This is a genomic window from Rhizobium grahamii CCGE 502 (genome assembly GCF_000298315.2).
Classification (GTDB): Bacteria; Pseudomonadota; Alphaproteobacteria; order Rhizobiales; family Rhizobiaceae; genus Rhizobium; species Rhizobium grahamii.
The window spans coordinates 57,208-73,290 of sequence record NZ_AEYE02000034.1 but is presented as its reverse complement, the minus strand read 5'-3'; the positions used below and the strand labels follow the sequence as shown (position 1 = coordinate 73,290).

The 16,083-nt window shown below is 60.5% G+C and carries 17 protein-coding genes; 6 read left to right on the top strand and 11 right to left on the bottom strand.

All coding sequences use genetic code 11. The annotated features are described in order from the left end of the window. Position 1 precedes the first annotated feature (1 nt). The gene (locus RGCCGE502_RS27455; RefSeq protein WP_016557477.1) at positions 2–1,234 is read right to left on the bottom strand and encodes a bifunctional cobalt-precorrin-7 (C(5))-methyltransferase/cobalt-precorrin-6B (C(15))-methyltransferase; all 1,233 of its coding nucleotides are present in this window, start codon (positions 1,232–1,234) and stop codon (positions 2–4) included. Between RGCCGE502_RS27455 and RGCCGE502_RS27450 the strand changes: the two genes are divergently transcribed. After that, entirely contained in the window at positions 1,233–2,003 is a 771-nt protein-coding gene (locus RGCCGE502_RS27450) for a cobalt-precorrin-6A reductase (RefSeq protein ID WP_016557476.1), read from the top strand. The two genes, RGCCGE502_RS27455 and RGCCGE502_RS27450, sit on opposite strands and share 2 nt — an antisense overlap. On the opposite strand, the gene RGCCGE502_RS27445 is transcribed toward RGCCGE502_RS27450, so the two are convergent. Genes RGCCGE502_RS27445 through cobF form a run of 5 tightly spaced genes read right to left on the bottom strand, consistent with a single transcriptional unit; the run spans position 1,967 to position 6,281 of the window. Beyond that, positions 1,967–2,731: a precorrin-3B C(17)-methyltransferase gene (locus RGCCGE502_RS27445; protein WP_016557475.1), complete on the bottom strand. Its 765-nt coding sequence runs from the start codon at positions 2,729–2,731 to the stop codon at positions 1,967–1,969. The two genes, RGCCGE502_RS27450 and RGCCGE502_RS27445, sit on opposite strands and share 37 nt — an antisense overlap. After that, positions 2,728–3,456, bottom strand: a complete 729-nt coding sequence (locus RGCCGE502_RS27440) for a precorrin-2 C(20)-methyltransferase (RefSeq protein WP_016557474.1) — start codon at positions 3,454–3,456, stop codon at positions 2,728–2,730. The genes RGCCGE502_RS27445 and RGCCGE502_RS27440 overlap by 4 nt, the downstream gene beginning before the upstream one ends. Further along, a complete protein-coding gene (locus tag RGCCGE502_RS27435; RefSeq protein WP_016557473.1) occupies positions 3,453–4,085 on the bottom strand; it encodes a precorrin-8X methylmutase in 633 nt (210 codons plus the stop codon). Before RGCCGE502_RS27435 ends, RGCCGE502_RS27440 begins: the two co-directional genes overlap by 4 nt. Before the next feature lie 2 nt (positions 4,086–4,087). Continuing rightward, a complete protein-coding gene (gene cobG, locus RGCCGE502_RS27430; RefSeq protein WP_016557472.1) occupies positions 4,088–5,458 on the bottom strand; it encodes a precorrin-3B synthase in 1,371 nt (456 codons plus the stop codon). 55 nt (positions 5,459–5,513) lie between these two features. Continuing rightward, positions 5,514–6,281, bottom strand: a complete 768-nt coding sequence (cobF, locus tag RGCCGE502_RS27425; RefSeq protein ID WP_016557471.1) for a precorrin-6A synthase (deacetylating) — start codon at positions 6,279–6,281, stop codon at positions 5,514–5,516. A gap of 14 nt (positions 6,282–6,295) precedes the next feature. Here cobF and RGCCGE502_RS37555 point away from each other — a divergent pair, with 14 nt between their 5' ends. The 4 genes from RGCCGE502_RS37555 to RGCCGE502_RS27410 all read left to right on the top strand — a co-directional run bounded on the left by RGCCGE502_RS37555 (position 6,296) and on the right by RGCCGE502_RS27410 (position 9,932). After that, a complete protein-coding gene (locus RGCCGE502_RS37555; protein WP_019280309.1) occupies positions 6,296–6,460 on the top strand; it encodes a hypothetical protein in 165 nt (54 codons plus the stop codon). 15 nt (positions 6,461–6,475) lie between these two features. Next, positions 6,476–7,672 (top strand): plasmid partitioning protein RepA, encoded by a 1,197-nt coding sequence (gene repA / locus RGCCGE502_RS27420; RefSeq protein ID WP_016557470.1) that lies wholly within the window; start codon positions 6,476–6,478, stop codon positions 7,670–7,672. After that, positions 7,669–8,652: a plasmid partitioning protein RepB gene (gene repB, locus RGCCGE502_RS27415; protein WP_016557469.1), complete on the top strand. Its 984-nt coding sequence runs from the start codon at positions 7,669–7,671 to the stop codon at positions 8,650–8,652. Before repA ends, repB begins: the two co-directional genes overlap by 4 nt. 149 nt (positions 8,653–8,801) lie before the next feature. After that, positions 8,802–9,932, top strand: a complete 1,131-nt coding sequence (locus RGCCGE502_RS27410; RefSeq protein WP_016557468.1) for an RHE_PE00001 family protein — start codon at positions 8,802–8,804, stop codon at positions 9,930–9,932. A gap of 129 nt (positions 9,933–10,061) precedes the next feature. Here the strand turns inward: RGCCGE502_RS27410 and RGCCGE502_RS27405 are convergent, their stop codons facing one another. From RGCCGE502_RS27405 to RGCCGE502_RS27385, 5 genes are all read right to left on the bottom strand, one after another. Next, positions 10,062–10,778, bottom strand: a complete 717-nt coding sequence (locus tag RGCCGE502_RS27405) for a Bax inhibitor-1/YccA family protein (RefSeq protein ID WP_016557467.1) — start codon at positions 10,776–10,778, stop codon at positions 10,062–10,064. Positions 10,779–10,801: 23 nt separating this feature from the next. Beyond that, positions 10,802–11,569, bottom strand: a complete 768-nt coding sequence (locus tag RGCCGE502_RS27400) for an anti-sigma factor family protein (protein WP_016557466.1) — start codon at positions 11,567–11,569, stop codon at positions 10,802–10,804. Continuing rightward, positions 11,556–12,095 carry a sigma-70 family RNA polymerase sigma factor gene (locus tag RGCCGE502_RS27395; RefSeq protein WP_016557465.1) on the bottom strand — a complete coding sequence of 180 codons (540 nt, stop codon included), beginning with the start codon at positions 12,093–12,095 and terminating at the stop codon, positions 11,556–11,558. Before RGCCGE502_RS27395 ends, RGCCGE502_RS27400 begins: the two co-directional genes overlap by 14 nt. Positions 12,096–12,207: 112 nt before the next feature. Beyond that, the gene (locus RGCCGE502_RS27390) at positions 12,208–14,703 is read right to left on the bottom strand and encodes a heavy metal translocating P-type ATPase (RefSeq protein WP_016557464.1); all 2,496 of its coding nucleotides are present in this window, start codon (positions 14,701–14,703) and stop codon (positions 12,208–12,210) included. A 282-nt stretch (positions 14,704–14,985) separates the two neighbouring features. Further along, complete coding sequence (locus tag RGCCGE502_RS27385) at positions 14,986–15,375, bottom strand: hypothetical protein (RefSeq protein ID WP_016557463.1); 390 nt, start codon at positions 15,373–15,375, stop codon at positions 14,986–14,988. A gap of 293 nt (positions 15,376–15,668) precedes the next feature. On the opposite strand from RGCCGE502_RS27385, the gene RGCCGE502_RS27380 reads away from it, so the two are divergent. Continuing rightward, the gene (locus tag RGCCGE502_RS27380; protein WP_019280307.1) at positions 15,669–16,019 is read left to right on the top strand and encodes a VanZ family protein; all 351 of its coding nucleotides are present in this window, start codon (positions 15,669–15,671) and stop codon (positions 16,017–16,019) included. Positions 16,020–16,083 lie beyond the last annotated feature (64 nt).

The following is a 16,083-nucleotide window of genomic DNA, read 5'->3' as shown; positions in this document are numbered from 1 at the left end:
TTTATTCCCTTGTCCAGCGCCATTGTGTGACGGGCATAGCAGGTCGCCAGCCGCTCATCGTGCCGACCGGTGCCACGCGCGCGATCTCGATACGCGTCAATGAACCGCCGTGTTTTTTGTGGAGCGACAGCAGGAGTGCCTCCATCTCCAGGGTGACCGCATTGGCGACAAGCCGGCCGCCGGGTCTCAGCGCGCCCATCACGGCCTCCATGACACCTGCCTCGCTCCCTCCGCCGCCGACAAAAATGGCATCGGGTTCCGGCAGGCCTTCAAGCGCCAGAGGAGCCGCCCCCTCGACGATCGACAGTCCCGGAACGCCGAAGGCAAGCGCATTGCGGGCAACCCTTGCTGCCCTTTCGGAAGACTGCTCGATTGCGATTGCGCGTAGCGACGGGTTGGCGAGCATCCACTCGATACCGATCGAACCGCACCCGGCGCCGACATCCCAGAGCAATTCGCCATGCCGCGGAGCAAGCGCGGAAAGCGTGAAAGCGCGGATCTCCTTTTTGGTGATCTGGCCGTCATGCTCGAAAAGGCTGTCGTCAAGCCCGGGCGTGAAGGCAAGCTGCCTGGCGCCCTCCCCTGCCACCACCTCGATGGCACAGACATTTAACGGGCTGACGTCGGAAAGATCGAAATCTTCGGCAATCACGCTTCGCTGCCGTTCATGCTGTCCGCCAATCGCCTCGAGAAGATGAAGTCGTGACCGGCCGAAACCGATGTCCCGCAGCATCTCCGCCAGGCGAAGCGGCGTCTTGCCATCAGACGTCAAGGCAATGATCCGCCTGTCGTGGTGGAGATGCGGCAGCAGGAGCTCCAAAGGGCGTCCGTGCAGGGAAATGGAAGCAACCTCCTGCAACGGCCATCCGAGACGGGCGGCCGCGAGGCTGAACGAGGACGGCGCGGGAATGGTCCGCATCTCGCCAACCCCGATCGATCGACAAAGGGTTGCCCCTATCCCGTAAAGAAACGGGTCTCCCGAGCCCAGCACGACAACAGGCCTTCCACGGCGCGCGATCACCGCCTCGATCGACCGTTGGAAAGGGCTTTCCCAGGTAAACGTAGTGCCCGAGATGATCGGTGATGCCAGTTCAAGATGTCGTGCGCCACCGAAGACGACCTTTGCAGCTGATATCAGCGCCTTTGCTTCGTCGCCGAGCCCGGCTGGACCATCCTCGCCGATGCCGATAATAGTCAGCCAGCATTCAGCGGGAGCGAAAGACACGTCAGACATGGAAAAAGCCCGTATCCTGATACTGGGTGGCACCGGGGACGCGCGGGTCCTGGCGCAGGCGCTTGCCGCGACCGGAAGATACGAGATCCTGCTGTCCCTGGCTGGTCGCACCCAAAAACCTGTTTGCCAGCCCGTGCCTTTCCGCATGGGTGGCTTTGGTGGCGCGGAAGGATTGGCATCCTTCCTCGGCAAAGGTGATTTCGATCTGTTGATCGACGCAACGCACCCATTCGCCACGCGGATGTCGATTAACGCCAGCCAAGCGTGCAAGGCGGCCCAGATTCCGGCTCTCGCACTGCGCAGGCCGGAATGGAGCGAAGAGCCGCAAGACAGGTGGACACATGTTGCGTCTGTGGCCGACGCAATCGATGCGCTTGGCCCCTCTCCTCGCCGCGCCTTTCTGGCAATTGGTCGTCAGGAGGCGCACCTGGCAGAAGCCCGGCCCCAGCATTTCTATCTCGTAAGAAGTGTCGATCCTGTTGATCCGCCGCTCGCTCTTCCCGATGTCGAGTTGATCCTCGATCGCGGCCCCTATGTCGTGGAGAACGAGATCGCACTTCTCAAGGCCAAGCGTATCGATGCGGTTGTCACCAAGAACAGCGGGGGTTCGGCGACATATGCCAAGATCGCCGCCGCCCGGCTGCTCGGCATCGAGGTCATCATGGTGAGACGGGCTGAGAGCGCTGACATGCAGAGGCTTGCCACGGTCGAGCTGATCCTCTCGGCGGTCGGTCACCTTTTTCCTCCTTCGAGGAAGCGGGGTGTGTAGACAAGATCCGGTTTGCCGGTCCGGGCAACGACCCGAGTTTCTTCCGACCCGATGATCACACAGGTCGCCATATCAGCCATGCCGGCGTCAGCGTCCTGGAGCGGTTGAACGGTGATCCTTTCATCGGGCCGGCCAGCCGCCCTTCCGAAAATCACCGGCGTCGTCGGCGGCAATGTCAAGCGGAGCAACTCAAGCGCCCTGCCGAGCTGCCAGGGCCGGGCTTTGCTGATCGGATTGTAGAGAGCGATAACGAAGCCTGCCATTGCGGCCGATTGAAGCCTGTTTTCTATTATATTCCAAGGCTTTAGGTTATCCGACAGGGAGATGGTGCAGAAATCGTGGCCAAGCGGTGCGCCTGTACGCGCAGCGACCGCCAACATGGCCGTAATACCCGGCAAGATGACAAGATCGATGTCGCGCCAGCAAGCTGGTCCATTGTCGATAGCCTCACAGACGGCGGCAGCCATCGCAAAGACCCCGGGATCGCCGCCTGATACGACGCAAACGATTGCGCCGTCGGCAGCCGCCTTCAGGGCGTCAGAGGCGCGGTCCAGTTCCTGACGGTTGTCCGAAGCTTGCCGACGCTGGTCTGGCCTGAGTTCCAGTCGATCGAGATACGGACCATAGCCGTAGAAATCCGTCGCCTCCGAAACGGCAGCACGACTTTCCTGTGTCATCTGCTCGGGGTTGCCCGGCCCTGTGCCGATCACGAAAAGCTTGCCCGTCATCGCCTGGATTCCCAACCCGGCACCAGTACCAGGGAAAAATATGGCGCCTCGCCGTCGGGACGGTCTGCGAGTTTGGTCATTGCCGCGTTTACCATCGTCCCACGTTCAACATAGACCGCTTCCGAAAGGCGCCCCGATGCCTCCAATGCGCGTCGGATCTTCGGAAGATTCCGCCCGACCTTCATGATCACCGCTGCCTGTGTGTCAGAGAGCCTGCGCCGCAGCTCGGCCTCCTCCATCGTACCGGGCAGTACGGATAGCACATCGTCACCCTGGACGATCGGCAGGCCTGCGAGCGACCAGCATCCGGACATGGCACTGATGCCGGGTATGACCTCAGTCTGGTAGCGGTTCGCCAGGCGGACGTGGAGATGCATGTAGGAACCGTAAAACAGCGGATCGCCCTCGCTCAGGACGGCGACGGTTCGGCCGATATCGAGATGGCCGCCGACTGCTTCGGCCGCCTCGTCATAGAAGGACGTGATCTGGTTGCGGTAGGTTTCGTCAGATGTCTCGATCTCGGTCGTGACCGGATAATAGAGAGGTAGCAGGATCTTGTCGCCAATCAGGTGCTCGACGATGGCCCTTCCGTTGCCTCCCCTGCCCCGCTTGGCAAAATAGGCAACGACCTCGGCAGCATCGATCGCCTTGATGGCCTTGACGGTCAGAAGTTCGGGATCTCCCGGTCCGGTCCCGACACCGATGAGGCGGCCAGCATTCGTCATAGACCCGGCCTCGCCAGAGCGTTGATGGCCGCGGCGGTCATGGCGCTTCCGCCAAGGCGACCACGCACGATCGCAAACGGCACGCCGTAGGCGTTCTCGGCCAGGGCATCCTTTGATTCGGCTGCACCGACGAAACCGACCGGCATGCCGATGATCGCAGCCGGCTTTGGTGCACCGTCGCGCAGCAATTCGAGCAGGTGAAACAGAGCCGTTGGAGCATTGCCGATCGCCACAACGCTGCCTGCCAGCCGCTCCAGCCACAGGTGGAGCGCCGCTGCTGAACGCGTATTGCCGGTTTCGCTGGCAAGTTCCGGTGTCCGTGGATCATGCAATGTGCAAATCACATCGTTGTGCGCGGGCAGGCGGGTACGGGTGATTCCATGGGCAACCATTTCGGCGTCGCAAAAGATTGGTGCTCCATCCTGAAGAGCCATGCGCGCAGCCTTCACCACACTAGGCGAGAACAGGAAGCTGTCTGCCGCCTGGACAAGGCCGCAAGCGTGGATCATGCGAACAGCGACATCCGCTTCCTCTGTCGAGAACCGCGACAGGTCGGCTTCACTGCGAATGATCGCAAATGATCGCTGGTAAATGGCGTCGCCACTGTGAATGTAGTCGTAGTCTGGCATGTCTATTCCTGTCGAAGCGCCCTGATGACGGCCGCCTTTCCTACCCGTGAAAGGCAGGACCTAGCCGATTCGCCAGCACGTCTCTCGTTTTTGATAAAGCGAGCGATGCTCTCTATAGCGGATTCGGCGGCGCCGCCAGCTATCTGTGCGTCTGGAGCGTCCAGGGAGGATCCATCAAGGATTAGGCGAGAGCCGTCGCTGGCGCCGACAAGGGTGAGGGCGTGCGAACGCCAGGCGCAGCCTTTGGCACAGCCCGAGAGATGAATGACCATGGAACCATCGAAAAGATCAGGCGCGCTCGTAATGAGCGCCTCGGCGAGTTTTCTTGTATTGTAGCAGCCGGACGCGCAGCCGCCGGCACCCGCGCAGGCGGCAATATGAGCCGAGGGATCATCCCTGTCCCCAGAAAGTCCGTGATCCACAGCAATTGCGGCGATCTCCGAGGCTGCTTGCGCCGATAGTCCGACCAGGAGCATGACGCGACCGGGTCCGAGCCTGGCCTGCCCGGCACCCATTGCCTCCGCACGGGTAATAAAAGCAAGCAGTTGATCGGCCCGGATCTGTCCAAAGCGTGGTCTCAGTCCGAGGGCGAGCGATCCGTCAGCAAGTGGACTGTAGCCAATCAGGGACGTGTCGGCTCTGTCCTTGTCGACAAGGTCCTGCGTTGGCATCAACGGGAACATCGACAGAAGCTCCGCGCGTGGAATGTCGCGGCATCGCCTGTGTCGGCCAAGTGAAATCAAAAGATCCAAAAGGTCGCCGAGCGCCTGGACACAGGCATCTGCGTCTCCCGTCAAAAGCGGGACGGCGTTCTTTCCATTGCCGTCGATTGCAAGCTGCCACCGGGCCGGTGCGGCCGCGATGATCCTGATATCGGCGAAAAGGGATGAGGCGCCATCGCGACCGCCGCCGTCGAGAAGAATGGACAGTTTCGGTGCGAGGAGGGGTGAAGTGAGCTGCGAAGCAAACGTTTCCCTCAGCATCGCCTCGATCTGCGCAGGGTTTTCGATTTCGCCTGGCGCGATTCCATGAAGCGGCGACAGCTCGATCGCCGGACCAGCGGGGATAGGGAATCCCGCAGCCTCAAGCTCGTGTGCAAATTGCGACGCGGTTTCCTGACGAAGGCCGCGAACCTGCAAGCTGCCGCGGGCGGTGATTTCCAGCAGGCCGTTTCCAAGACGTTCGGCCGCTGCCGCCAGGAGCGAGAATTGTCGGAGCGAAAGGGTTCCCGCAGGTGGCCTCAATCGAGCAAGTAGGCCATCGCCTGTTTGCATCGGTTCGAAAAGCGTGGGGCAGGCGCCGCGCCGGAGCCCCTGCGGGCGCGCAGTCCCGTGGCCCTCTTCCGCCAGCTGTCGGTGTGTCATCATCGTCATAGTGTCTCGACCACGTCTTTACATGACCGGACCGTGCAGCAAAACACGGAATGGGTCAAAGATCGTCGAAGTCATGCCCCTTGCGCAGCAGATAGATATCCATGATCCAGCCGTGGCGCGCACGCGCTTCTGCCCGGGACCTGACGATATCGGATGCGACATCCGAAAGCCTCCCCGCATGGGTGATCTCATCGGGGGTTCCAAGATAGGCGCCCCAGAAGATCTCTGCCTCCGAGTCATCTATCTTGGAAAAGGCGAGCTCGCCGTCTAGCATCACGACCGTGCTATCAGCCTGATTGCCGGACGCCGCAAGGCGGCGGCCCGTCGTGATTTCGACTGGCTTGCCTAAAAGGTTGAGAGGAATGCGATGGCTGGCAGTGAGCGCCTGTATGCTGGTTATGCCCGGAATGACGGTGAAATCGAAATCGACTGACTTGAGCGACCGCGCCCGATCGAGAATGCGGATTGTACTGTCATAAAGACCGGGATCTCCCCAGACGAGGAACGCGCCGACCCCCGGCTGTGGCAAGGTCTCGATCAAGCTAACATAGACGTCGGCGAGGGCTGCGTGCCACTCGCCGACGCTCTGCAGGTAGGTCTGCCCGGCGGTAAGCCTCTTTGGCACGGCGAATTCAACAATGGCAGTGTTGCCGGCGGTGAGGTAGCGGCCGCAGATCTCGCGGCGGATGCCGGCAAGCCCGTCCTTTTCCGCTCCCTTGGTGGGGATGAAGATCACATCTGCGCGGTTCATGGCGTTGATTGCCTGGACCGTGAGATGTTCGGGGTTACCCGTTCCAATCCCGATGATCTCAATTTGTCGCATGGCGGCTTCCTTCGATGAACCAGCTCCTTCTGACTGATTGCCATGGCAACGGCAAGGGTGGCGGACAAAAGTTGGCCGCGGCCAACTTGCTTCCTGCGCCTGATTATATTGTCGCGATTCGCGAATCATGGCATTCTCGATACGCTTCTAAGCGCGATGTTGATGAAAAAGCGCATTGATAGGGATCGGGTGTTTTGGACAACATTAGCGTATCTACGACGGACGTGCGCATTGAGCGGCATGCCACTCAGCTCTCGCGTCAGCTAAAGCTCCTGCGTGAGAAGCTTTTTCCGCCGTTGTCGCAGAAGACCCTGCGCACATTCACCTCGGGCGAAGCAGCGCAGATAATTGGTGTTTCCGACGGCTATCTGAGGCAGCTCTCGCTCGACGGCAAGGGGCCTCAGCCGGATATTGCCGTCAATGGCCGGCGATCCTACACGCTCGGGCAGATCAACGAGCTACGCCACCACATGGCGCGCGTCAAGCCGAAGGACGCGTTGTCCTATCTGCCGCGGCGCCGCCCCGGCGAAAAATTGCAGACCGTGGCTGTGACGAACTTCAAGGGCGGCTCGGCCAAGACGACGACGACGCTCTATCTAGCCCAATATCTGGCGCTAAGCGGTTACCGCGTTCTGGCCATCGACCTTGATCCACAGGCGTCACTGTCGTCCATGCTTGGCGTGCAGCCGGAATTTGATCTTGCCGATGGCGACACTCTCTACGGGGCCATTCGCTATGATGGCAGCCGCCGTACACTGAAGGACGTCGTACGAAAGACCTATTTTGACGGCCTGGATCTTGTCCCCGGCAATCTCGAGCTCATGGAGTTCGAGCATGAAACGCCGCGCGCTCTTGGAGACCGACAGCGATCCGGCGAGGTTTTCTTTCGGCGCGTTGGTGTCGCGATATCCGAGGTCGAGGCCGATTACGACATTGTGGTTATCGATTGTCCTCCGCAGCTCGGCTACCTGACACTTGGAGCCGTCTGCGCCGCGACCTCGCTGCTGATTACGGTGCATCCACAGATGGTGGACGTCGCCTCCATGTCGCAATTCCTGCTGATGACGTCGGACCTGCTGTCGGTGGTTCGAAAGGCCGGCGGCGATCTGCAGCACGACTTCATCAAGTATGTCGTCACGCGCCACGAACCATTCGACGCGCCGCAGTCACAGATCGTCGCCCTGTTGCGAAATCTCTTTGGGGACGATGTGCTGACGGCGACCATCCTGAAGTCGACGGCGATCGCCGATGCCGGGCTGACCAAGCAGTCCCTCTACGAGATCGAACGCGGCCAGGTGCGGCGCTCGACCTATGACCGGGCTCTAGAGTCGGTTAATGCGGCGAACGGCGAGGTGCTCGCAGGAATTCATAAGGCGTGGGGCCGGTCATGAGCAGACGGGATCGACTGAAGGGATTGTTCGATGATACCGCACAGGAGTTGGCCGCGGCCAACCTCGATGAAGACGGTTCCACTCGTGGGCCTGCCGGCCCGGTGCGTTCGATGGCGTTGACGCTTGGACGCATGGAGGAGGAAAGCCGCGCCATGCAGCAGGCGCTGCTGTCGGGCGAGCGCGTTGTCGAACTCGAACCTGATGCCATCGACATGTCCTTTGTCAGGGACCGGCTGGCGGACATGCCACGGAACCTCGACGACGAACTGGTCCATTCGATCGGGGAGAATGGGCAGGAGGTGCCTATCCTCGTTCGGGTTCATCCTGATGACGACAAGCGCTACCAGGTGGTCTACGGCCACCGTCGACTTCAGGCCGTTCGACTGCTCGGGCGAAAGGTCCAGGCCATCATCCGAAAGCTCGATGATGTCGACGTCGTTATTGCGCAAGGGATCGAAAACTCCGCGCGACGCAACCTGTCCTATGTCGAGCGCGCCGTATTTGCATTCAATCTCGAGAGCAAGGGGTTCGAGCGACCTCTGATTATGAAGGCGTTGTCAACCGACAAGACGGAACTGTCGAAGCTGATCTCGGTTGCCAAGGCCATTCCCATGGACGTCATTGTTGCCATCGGAGCTGCTCCAGCCGCCGGACGCCGCAAGTGGCTTGCCCTCGCGCAAGGCTGGACCAGCGCAACAGCTTCGAGGTTGCGGACGTTGCTCGCATCGGAAAGATTTGCGCGCGAGGACACGGATCGTCGCTTCGACCTGGTGGTCGCGGAGCTGGCAAGGAAGCCCGAGAAGCAGGAGGCGACCGAATTTGACTGGACGCCGAAGCAAGACAGCAAAATCAGGGGTCGTATCCGCAAAACCGGGGATTCGTGCACCATCGCGCTGAAGACGGGAGATGCGGCTGAATTCGGCGACTATCTCTCAGGCCGGCTCGATGAACTCTATGATGCGTTCAGAAACGTAAAGTAACGCAATCGCGTTGGCCTACTCGTGGCGTGTCCACTGCTCCTGCAAAATCGGCCACCGAACCCCTGTTCAAACACTGGCAAATCATGCCATCCATGAGTGAAGTTAAGGGTGATTTGAGTTCCGTTGCGGGGAAATAGAAATAGCTAACAATGCGCTATGAAATCGACAGTCCGCTGCTGATCAGCCTGGTGCCCGCTGTCGTTCAGGCCGAGGACAGTCTGGCGAGGTTGGACGAACGCGCGGCGCGTGCATCAGTCGCCGACGGTTTTGGCGAACGCAGACACTTCTTCGATGCGGTTGGTGCTCTTTGGGTTGCGGGCGAGCTTGTTCACGTGGAGGACCTGGTCCTGCACGACGCCCATATGGACACGCGCGCGCCCAGTCACGAATTGACGATCGCACACGCGGTCCTTCGTCTGCGAAGGCGCCTATGGTACGCCCCACCAGACTGGGCATTGAGCCCATCCGGTCTCGCAATCCTTGCCAGTGGCGTGGAAGGAGAGGGCAGCGGTGCAACGAAGTTCGCCGAACCGGTCGCCTGGCAGGCGGAGGAGGATGTCCATGACGATGTGCTTTCCGCCGAGTTGGCGGAGATCGATGCCATCCTGGAGCGCTCACAGCGGCTGTTGGACAGCCATCACAATGCTGCAGCGGCAGCACCGGCTGAGCAACGTGACCAGACCCAGGAAAAACGCATTGATGATCCGCTCGGCCTGTTCGACGATGAGGAATGGGACGAAGCTGCCCGGCTTCGCGCCTGGCGCAAGACGATCGCCATTGCAGACGCGCTTCCCGCCACATTGGGTGCGGCCGTGATCTTCGAAGCCTGGGAGCGGATCGAGCCGCTGCGTCGCCAGCACTGGCTTGGCGGCCTCCTTGTCTCGAGCTACCTGCGCTCCCGCGGCAAGGTCACCTCCCACCTCTTTGCCTTCTATGCCGGCCTGAAGATGGTGCGGCACGAAAAGAGGCGGGCGCGCGACCGGCTGACCAGGTTGCAGGCGTTTCTGGAAGCGATGGTGGAAAGCGCTGCTGCCGGCCTGAAGGAAATGGATCGTCTGGTCCTGGCGCGCACGCAGATGGAAATCCGCTTCAGGGACCGCCGTTCGAACAGCAGTCTGCCGCAGCTAGCTGATTTCGTCCTGTCGCGACCAATGGTGTCTTCGGCAATGGTGGCACGCGAGTTGCGGGTGACCAGCCGGGGGGCGCTCAATCTTCTGAACGACATCGGGATCCGCGAAATTACCGGGCGAGGGCGCTATCGCGCCTGGGGGATCATCTGATCGGACGCAAAAAAACGGCCGGGTAAAGCCCGGCCGTTTCCTTGAGGTGAGCACCCGGTCCGCCATCCTGTCACAGAGTGCGAACCGGGCGCCCGAGCGCTTCCATTGCCCCCAGAAGCGCTTGTCCCCTTACTCCCGCTCCCCCGTGAAATTGAGGAGAAGCTGGAAGATGTTGACGAAGTTCAGGTAGAGCGAGAGCGCGCCGAAGACGGCAAGCTTCTGGTTTGATTCCTGATCGTAGTTTTCGGAGTACTGCTCCTTGATATTCTGCGTGTCGTAAGCGGTCAGACCGACGAAGACGAGGATGCCGATGACGGAGATCGCAAACTGCAGGGCGCTTGAGCCCAGGAAAATATTGACGATGCTCGCGATGACGACGCCGATCAGACCCATCATCAGGAATGAGCCAAAGCGGGAAAGATCCTTCTTGGTCACGTAGCCGTAGACACTCGTCGCACCAAACATGGTTGCGGCGATAAAGAATGTCCGGGCGATGCTGGTGCCTGTGAACACCAGGAAGACCGACGCGAGCGACAGGCCCATGACTGCGCAGAACGCCCAGAAGGTCATTTGGGCGGCACTGGCTGACATGGTCTGGAGCTTGAAGGAGAAGAAGAAGACGAATGCGAGCGGGGCAAGCATGACGACCCACTTCAGCGGCGACTGGAAGATTGGCACGTAGAGTGCCGGCGTGCTGCCAACAACGAGCGCTACGATACCGGTGATGATGAGGCCAAGACCCATGTAATTGTAGACGCGCAGCATATGCTGGCGCAGGCCTTCGTCGAACAGCGCCTGCGAGCCAGCGGCCGAGCCGTAGCCAAAACGCGGATTGGTCGGGTTCATACTGATCTCCTCGGTTGAACTAGCTAATAGAGGGTGCGGGCGAGATTGTCGGCTGCCACATCCAGATTGATGTCACGATCGCCGGCCACCAGCGCATAGGCTACATCGCCGATCTGCCAGTAGGCCGCTTCCGCGCTATGAAGCGCGACATGGTGAACAGGCAGCACGGCAAAGCCACCTGGCCGTACGGCAAACAGCGAGAGCGGCTTGCCCTGTGCGGTCTTGATGGCCATCTCGACGCTCGGACCGAACTCGGACGGGAAAATCTGAACGTCGGTGATCGCCCAATCATCAGGCAGTTGCGGCATGACGATTGCCGTTGCGGCGCGAATGTCCTCCGGCTTGTAGCCTGCCACCGTCTGTGATGGGACGGATTGGCGCAGCAACGCGGTCTGATAGGCGCGCACCGCGTCCTCGACGTAGGCGGGCGCAGGAACAGAGGCAGCGACCTCAGTTGCCGTGAACGCACCGAACGAGGTGTGGGCAATCCAGCCGGCAGCCACCAGGATGCCGACGGCTGCAATCCGCTGGACCGAGTGCAGGAACCGGCCATAGGCAAGTCCACGCTCCAGCCGTCTCGCCGCGTCGCGGGTCTCCGGACGGCCGAAGGCACTTTCGCTGGCAAGTGCCAGGCGCAATTCCCCACGCATGCTGAGGTCTGCCATGACCTTTGCCGCGATTATCGGGTTCTCGGAGAGGAAGGTCTCGACCTGGATGCGTCTCGCCACGTCGAGTTGCCCATCGACATAGGCGTCGAGATCAACGTCGATGACAGGATCAATTGCCTTCATTGCCGTTCCCTCCGATCAGTCTCAAATTTGGCGCACGTGGTGTCTTTTCCTCGAATTCCCGCAGCTGGGCACGAGCACGCGAAATGCGCGACATCAACGTGCCGATCGGAATTCCAAGGGCTGCCGCCGCTTCCTGGTAGGAAAGGTCTTCGATTGCCACCAGGTGTAGTGCCTCGCGCTGCTCCTCCTGAAGCTTGAAGAACGCATCTCGCACCTGCTGCAGGCGCACGGCGTGTTCCTGGCCAGCTTCTATTGACTGGTCCGCGTCAACGGCTGCCTCGTCGTGCCTGCGGGCAAGCGAGCGGTTCTGGCGCACCCGATCGATGTGGGCGTTATGCATGATCGAAAGAAGCCAGGTCCTGAGATTGCCGCCGCGACGGAAGCTCTGCTTTTTCTCATAGGCCCGCACCAGTGCGTCGTGAACGAGATCTTCGGCGTCATCCGAATTGCGCACGAGCGAGCGCGCGTAGCGGCGAAGCGCTGCGAGCTGACCAATGACATCGAATGAGCGTTCTTTCCGTTCCATGATTGAGTATACGGATGCCCGCGCCGATTTATTCCCGCGCCCCGAAAAAAAGATGGAATTGGTCATGGGGCGCGCGGAGAGCGGGAAGCCCTGATGGTCGCCGCGCTATCTCCTATAGCCTGGCGTAGCGCAGGCGCAGCGCATTGGCAATGACGGACACGGAGGACAGGCTCATCGCGGCAGCGGCGATCATCGGGGACAAGAGAAGACCGAAGATGGGATAGAGAAGACCGGCAGCCAGGGGTACGCCGAGAGCGTTGTAGCCGAAGGCAAAGCCGAGGTTCTGGCGGATATTGCGCATGGTGACCGCCGCAAGCCGCCGTGCCCTGACGATCCCGTTGAGATCCCCCTTCACGAGGGTGATGCCGGCACTTTCCATCGCAACGTCGGCACCCGTCCCCATCGCTATGCCGACGTCGGCGGCTGCGAGCGCGGGGGCATCGTTGACACCGTCTCCTGCCATCGCGACGACGGCGCCTCTCGACCGCAATTGATCGACCAAGGCCTTCTTGCCCTCAGGCAGAACATCGGCATGGACCTCATCGATGCCAAGACTTGAGGCGACGGCACGTGCCGTCCGCTCGTTGTCGCCGGTGGCCATGATGACTTTCAGACCGGTCTGGTGGAGCGCTCTTATGGCTGATTCCGTGGTCTGTTTGACCCGGTCGGCAACCGCCAGCAAGCCGGCTAGCCGCTCATCGATCGCCACGAACATCACTGTCTTGCCCTCGTCGCGCAGCGCCTGCGCTTTCTCGCTAAGGGGCGCAAGGTCGATGCCCAGATCGCGCATCATCGCGGCATTGCCGAGCGTGACGCGTATTTCTCCCGCTTTGCCTGAAACCCCCTTGCCGGTCCTTGACTCAAAACCGCTGATGGCAATCGCATTAGCGTTGCGCTCCTGCGCGCCAGAGACAATGGCCTCCGCCAGCGGATGTTCCGACCCGCGTTCAAGACCGGCGGCAAGCGCAAGCAGGCGGGTCTCGTCGACGTCACCGAACGGCACCACGTCGGTCAGCCTGGGCTTGCCTTCGGTCAGTGTTCCGGTCTTGTCGACGATCAGGGTGTCCACGCGGGCAAAGCGTTCGAGCGCTTCTGCATCCTTGAGGAGGACACCTTCGCGTGCCCCGCGCCCGGTTGCGATCATGATCGACATCGGCGTGGCAAGTCCGAGCGCGCACGGGCATGCAATGATGAGAACTGCCACGGCTGCCAGGATGGCATGCGCCAAGCGCGGTTCCGGTCCGACCACGCTCCAGGCGACGAAGGCCAAGACTGCAGCGGCGACAACCGTTGGGACGAAGACGCTGGAGACGCGATCGACTGCACTTTGGATTGGTGCACGGGACCGCTGTGCTTTGGCGACGAGATCGACAATGCGTGACAGTGTGGTGTCGGCGCCAACCTTTTCGGCGATCAGCACGAATGTCCCGGTCCTGTTCATCGTCCCGCCAATGACCGCATCGCCGGGCTGCTTTTCGACCGGTATCGGCTCCCCAGAAATCATTGACTCGTCGACTGTCGATTGCCCCTCGCTGACGGAGCCGTCGACGGGGACACGCTCGCCGGGACGAACACGGACGAGGTCGCCGAGCCTGACGTCGTCGACCGCAATATCGGATTCGGAACCATCAGATCGGATGAGGCGGGCCGTCTTTGGCGCAAGATCAAGGAGCGCCCGTATTGCCGATCCTGTCTTCTCGCGGGCTTTCAGTTCGAGGACCTGGCCGACAAATACCAGGGCAACGATGACGGATGCCGCCTCGAAATAAACCGGGACGACGTCACCATGCTGACGGATCGAATGTGGGAAGAAATCAGGGGCCAGCGCCGCGATGACACTATAGAGATAGGCCGTACCGACACCGAGGCCGATGAGCGTCCACATGTTCGGGCTTCGGTTGACCAGGGACATCAATGCACGACGATAGAAGGGCAGGGCGGCCCAAAGCACGACAGGCGTAGCGAGGATGAGTTCGGCAAATGTGGCTTGCGGTTCGCCGATGGCTTCTCGCAATGGCAGCCCGACCATCGGACCCATGCTGATCGCGAGCAGAGGTAACGAGAACAGGGCGCTCACCCAGAGCCGTCGGGTGAAATCGAGAAGCTCCGGGCTTTTGCCTTCGTCCGCTGGTGGAACGCCCATCGGTTCCAGCGCCATGCCACATTTCGGGCAGTCGCCCGGTCGATCGCTGACGACTTCGGGATGCATGGGGCAGGTATAAGGCGTACCTTTCGGCATCGGCGTTGCGGAAGCGCTGCTTTCGTTGCGATATCCCGCAGGATCAGCCTCGAACTTTGCCTGGCAACCGGCCGAGCAGAAATAAACCCGTGTTCCGTGATCCTTCAGCATATATTTTGACGTGGCGCGACTGACCGACATTCCGCAAACCGGATCCGTTGATGTCAGGTAGACTTCCGGTGTGGCTTCAAATTTTTGGCGGCAGCCTTCAGAGCAGAAATGGTAGATGACCCCGCCGTACTGGAGAGAGGGTTTGCCGGCCTCTGGATCAACGGTCATGCCGCAGACTGGATCACGCACGACATGATGGATGTCTGCGGCGTCGTGATCATGGAAGTGATGGCCATGGTGGCCGTGCGGGGTCTTCATGCGCTTCTCCTGCTTGCCCGTGACCTGGGGTCAGACATGTTTATGGACCTTCCAGCCATTGGAAGGTCAAGGGACATATCGGGCAAATTGGCGGCAGGAACGATTGAAAAAACAAATGGCCCGCCAGAGGCGGGCCATAGTCTGTTCTCGAAACATTTGGCAGATACTGAAGTGATACCCGAAACAAATTCCGCATCTTGCCGGATCATAAAAGCACGACCGGGCGTTGATTGCACGTCAGGCAAAAGCGGTAGGGTACCCCACCCTTGCGCGAGTACGCGATCAGTTCGACCGATGTCGCTCCTCGTCCTCGGCGCTTCCTTTCACCTGGCGGAGAAGAAGCTTTCCCAAGGCCTTGGCGGACTCGCGGGGAAGGGCATAGTGCAACCATCCGAAACGGGGATCGCGAATGTGAAGGAGGGATTCTTCCAGCAAGACGTCGGGTTCCGAATGCCAGCGCGGATCGAGGACGGCGTCCACCATTTGGCCTCCCTGCCAGTCTTCAGAATGAGGCGTTCGCATTTTTGCCCTGACTTGGCCGGCACCCTCGATGAGTTCCGAAACTGCTTCGGCGTCCAGAACGAGGGCAACCGGCGGATCCGTCGGAAAGGTGATGGTCAATGTCGAGAGCTCTTCGTCAAGCTCCCACTCCGGTTCGTCGTTTTCGTTCATGCTCACCTCTTTGGGGCCGTGTTCCGGTCATGACGCGGGTGGTAAACAGAACGCAACAAGGGGAGGCAGAAAATCCCAACAGTCAACCGAGTAAGATGTTTTCAATATACCCAGAACACTTTTTCGTGACAGCTACCTCCTTCGGCTTACCGCAGCGTCAACGATGGTTAGGCCATTGTTCCAAAACAATAAAAACGGCGAAAACGACAAGGTGTCGATTATACTCGCCCAAAAATGGTTTCAGCACTTCAGCTGACTGGAGGCCGGAGCACTGGTCGGCTATCGTGCGCCTCATGGATCGACTGACAAAGGCAGCCGCGTGGCTGTGGCTTGGCGCTATTCTGTTCGTAACCGTTTCACCGATCGGCATGAGGCCGCATGACGTGATGCCGGTAAACTATGACAGGGCACTTGCCTTCACGCTGATGGCCGGACTTTTCGTGACCGCTTATCCTCGGCGGTTCTGGACCTGCGCGGTCCTGATGATCGTCGGTGCGGCTGCAATCGAACTGCTGCAATATTTGTCCGCCAGCCGCCATGCCAGGCTCGGAGATGCGTTTGTGAAGGCATTCGGCGCGATGGTCGGTGTTGCTTTCGGCTACGCAGCAAACCGTCTGCGCCGGCTTCGCCCGTTCAGCCGCTAGCGAGATGTTTTCGGTTGATCACAGCCACTGGCTGCGAAAACAGGCGCTTGGTTTGGAGAGCCGA

Coding starts and splice junctions, on each gene's coding strand:
- RGCCGE502_RS27440 (WP_016557474.1), bottom strand. CDS start 3,456: ATGACGAATGCTGGCCGCCTCATCGGTGTCGGGACCGGACCGGGAGAT.
- RGCCGE502_RS27410 (WP_016557468.1), top strand. CDS start 8,802: ATGCGCTATGAAATCGACAGTCCGCTGCTGATCAGCCTGGTGCCCGCT.
- RGCCGE502_RS37555 (WP_019280309.1), top strand. CDS start 6,296: ATGAACCAGCTCCTTCTGACTGATTGCCATGGCAACGGCAAGGGTGGC.
- RGCCGE502_RS27435 (WP_016557473.1), bottom strand. CDS start 4,085: ATGCCAGACTACGACTACATTCACAGTGGCGACGCCATTTACCAGCGA.
- RGCCGE502_RS27455 (WP_016557477.1), bottom strand. CDS start 1,234: ATGTCTGACGTGTCTTTCGCTCCCGCTGAATGCTGGCTGACTATTATC.
- RGCCGE502_RS27380 (WP_019280307.1), top strand. CDS start 15,669: ATGGATCGACTGACAAAGGCAGCCGCGTGGCTGTGGCTTGGCGCTATT.
- RGCCGE502_RS27405 (WP_016557467.1), bottom strand. CDS start 10,778: ATGAACCCGACCAATCCGCGTTTTGGCTACGGCTCGGCCGCTGGCTCG.
- cobG (WP_016557472.1), bottom strand. CDS start 5,458: ATGACGATGATGACACACCGACAGCTGGCGGAAGAGGGCCACGGGACT.
- RGCCGE502_RS27445 (WP_016557475.1), bottom strand. CDS start 2,731: ATGACGGGCAAGCTTTTCGTGATCGGCACAGGGCCGGGCAACCCCGAG.
- RGCCGE502_RS27450 (WP_016557476.1), top strand. CDS start 1,233: ATGGAAAAAGCCCGTATCCTGATACTGGGTGGCACCGGGGACGCGCGG.
- RGCCGE502_RS27395 (WP_016557465.1), bottom strand. CDS start 12,095: ATGGAACGGAAAGAACGCTCATTCGATGTCATTGGTCAGCTCGCAGCG.
- cobF (WP_016557471.1), bottom strand. CDS start 6,281: ATGCGACAAATTGAGATCATCGGGATTGGAACGGGTAACCCCGAACAT.
- RGCCGE502_RS27390 (WP_016557464.1), bottom strand. CDS start 14,703: ATGAAGACCCCGCACGGCCACCATGGCCATCACTTCCATGATCACGAC.
- RGCCGE502_RS27400 (WP_016557466.1), bottom strand. CDS start 11,569: ATGAAGGCAATTGATCCTGTCATCGACGTTGATCTCGACGCCTATGTC.
- RGCCGE502_RS27385 (WP_016557463.1), bottom strand. CDS start 15,375: ATGAACGAAAACGACGAACCGGAGTGGGAGCTTGACGAAGAGCTCTCG.
- repB (WP_016557469.1), top strand. CDS start 7,669: ATGAGCAGACGGGATCGACTGAAGGGATTGTTCGATGATACCGCACAG.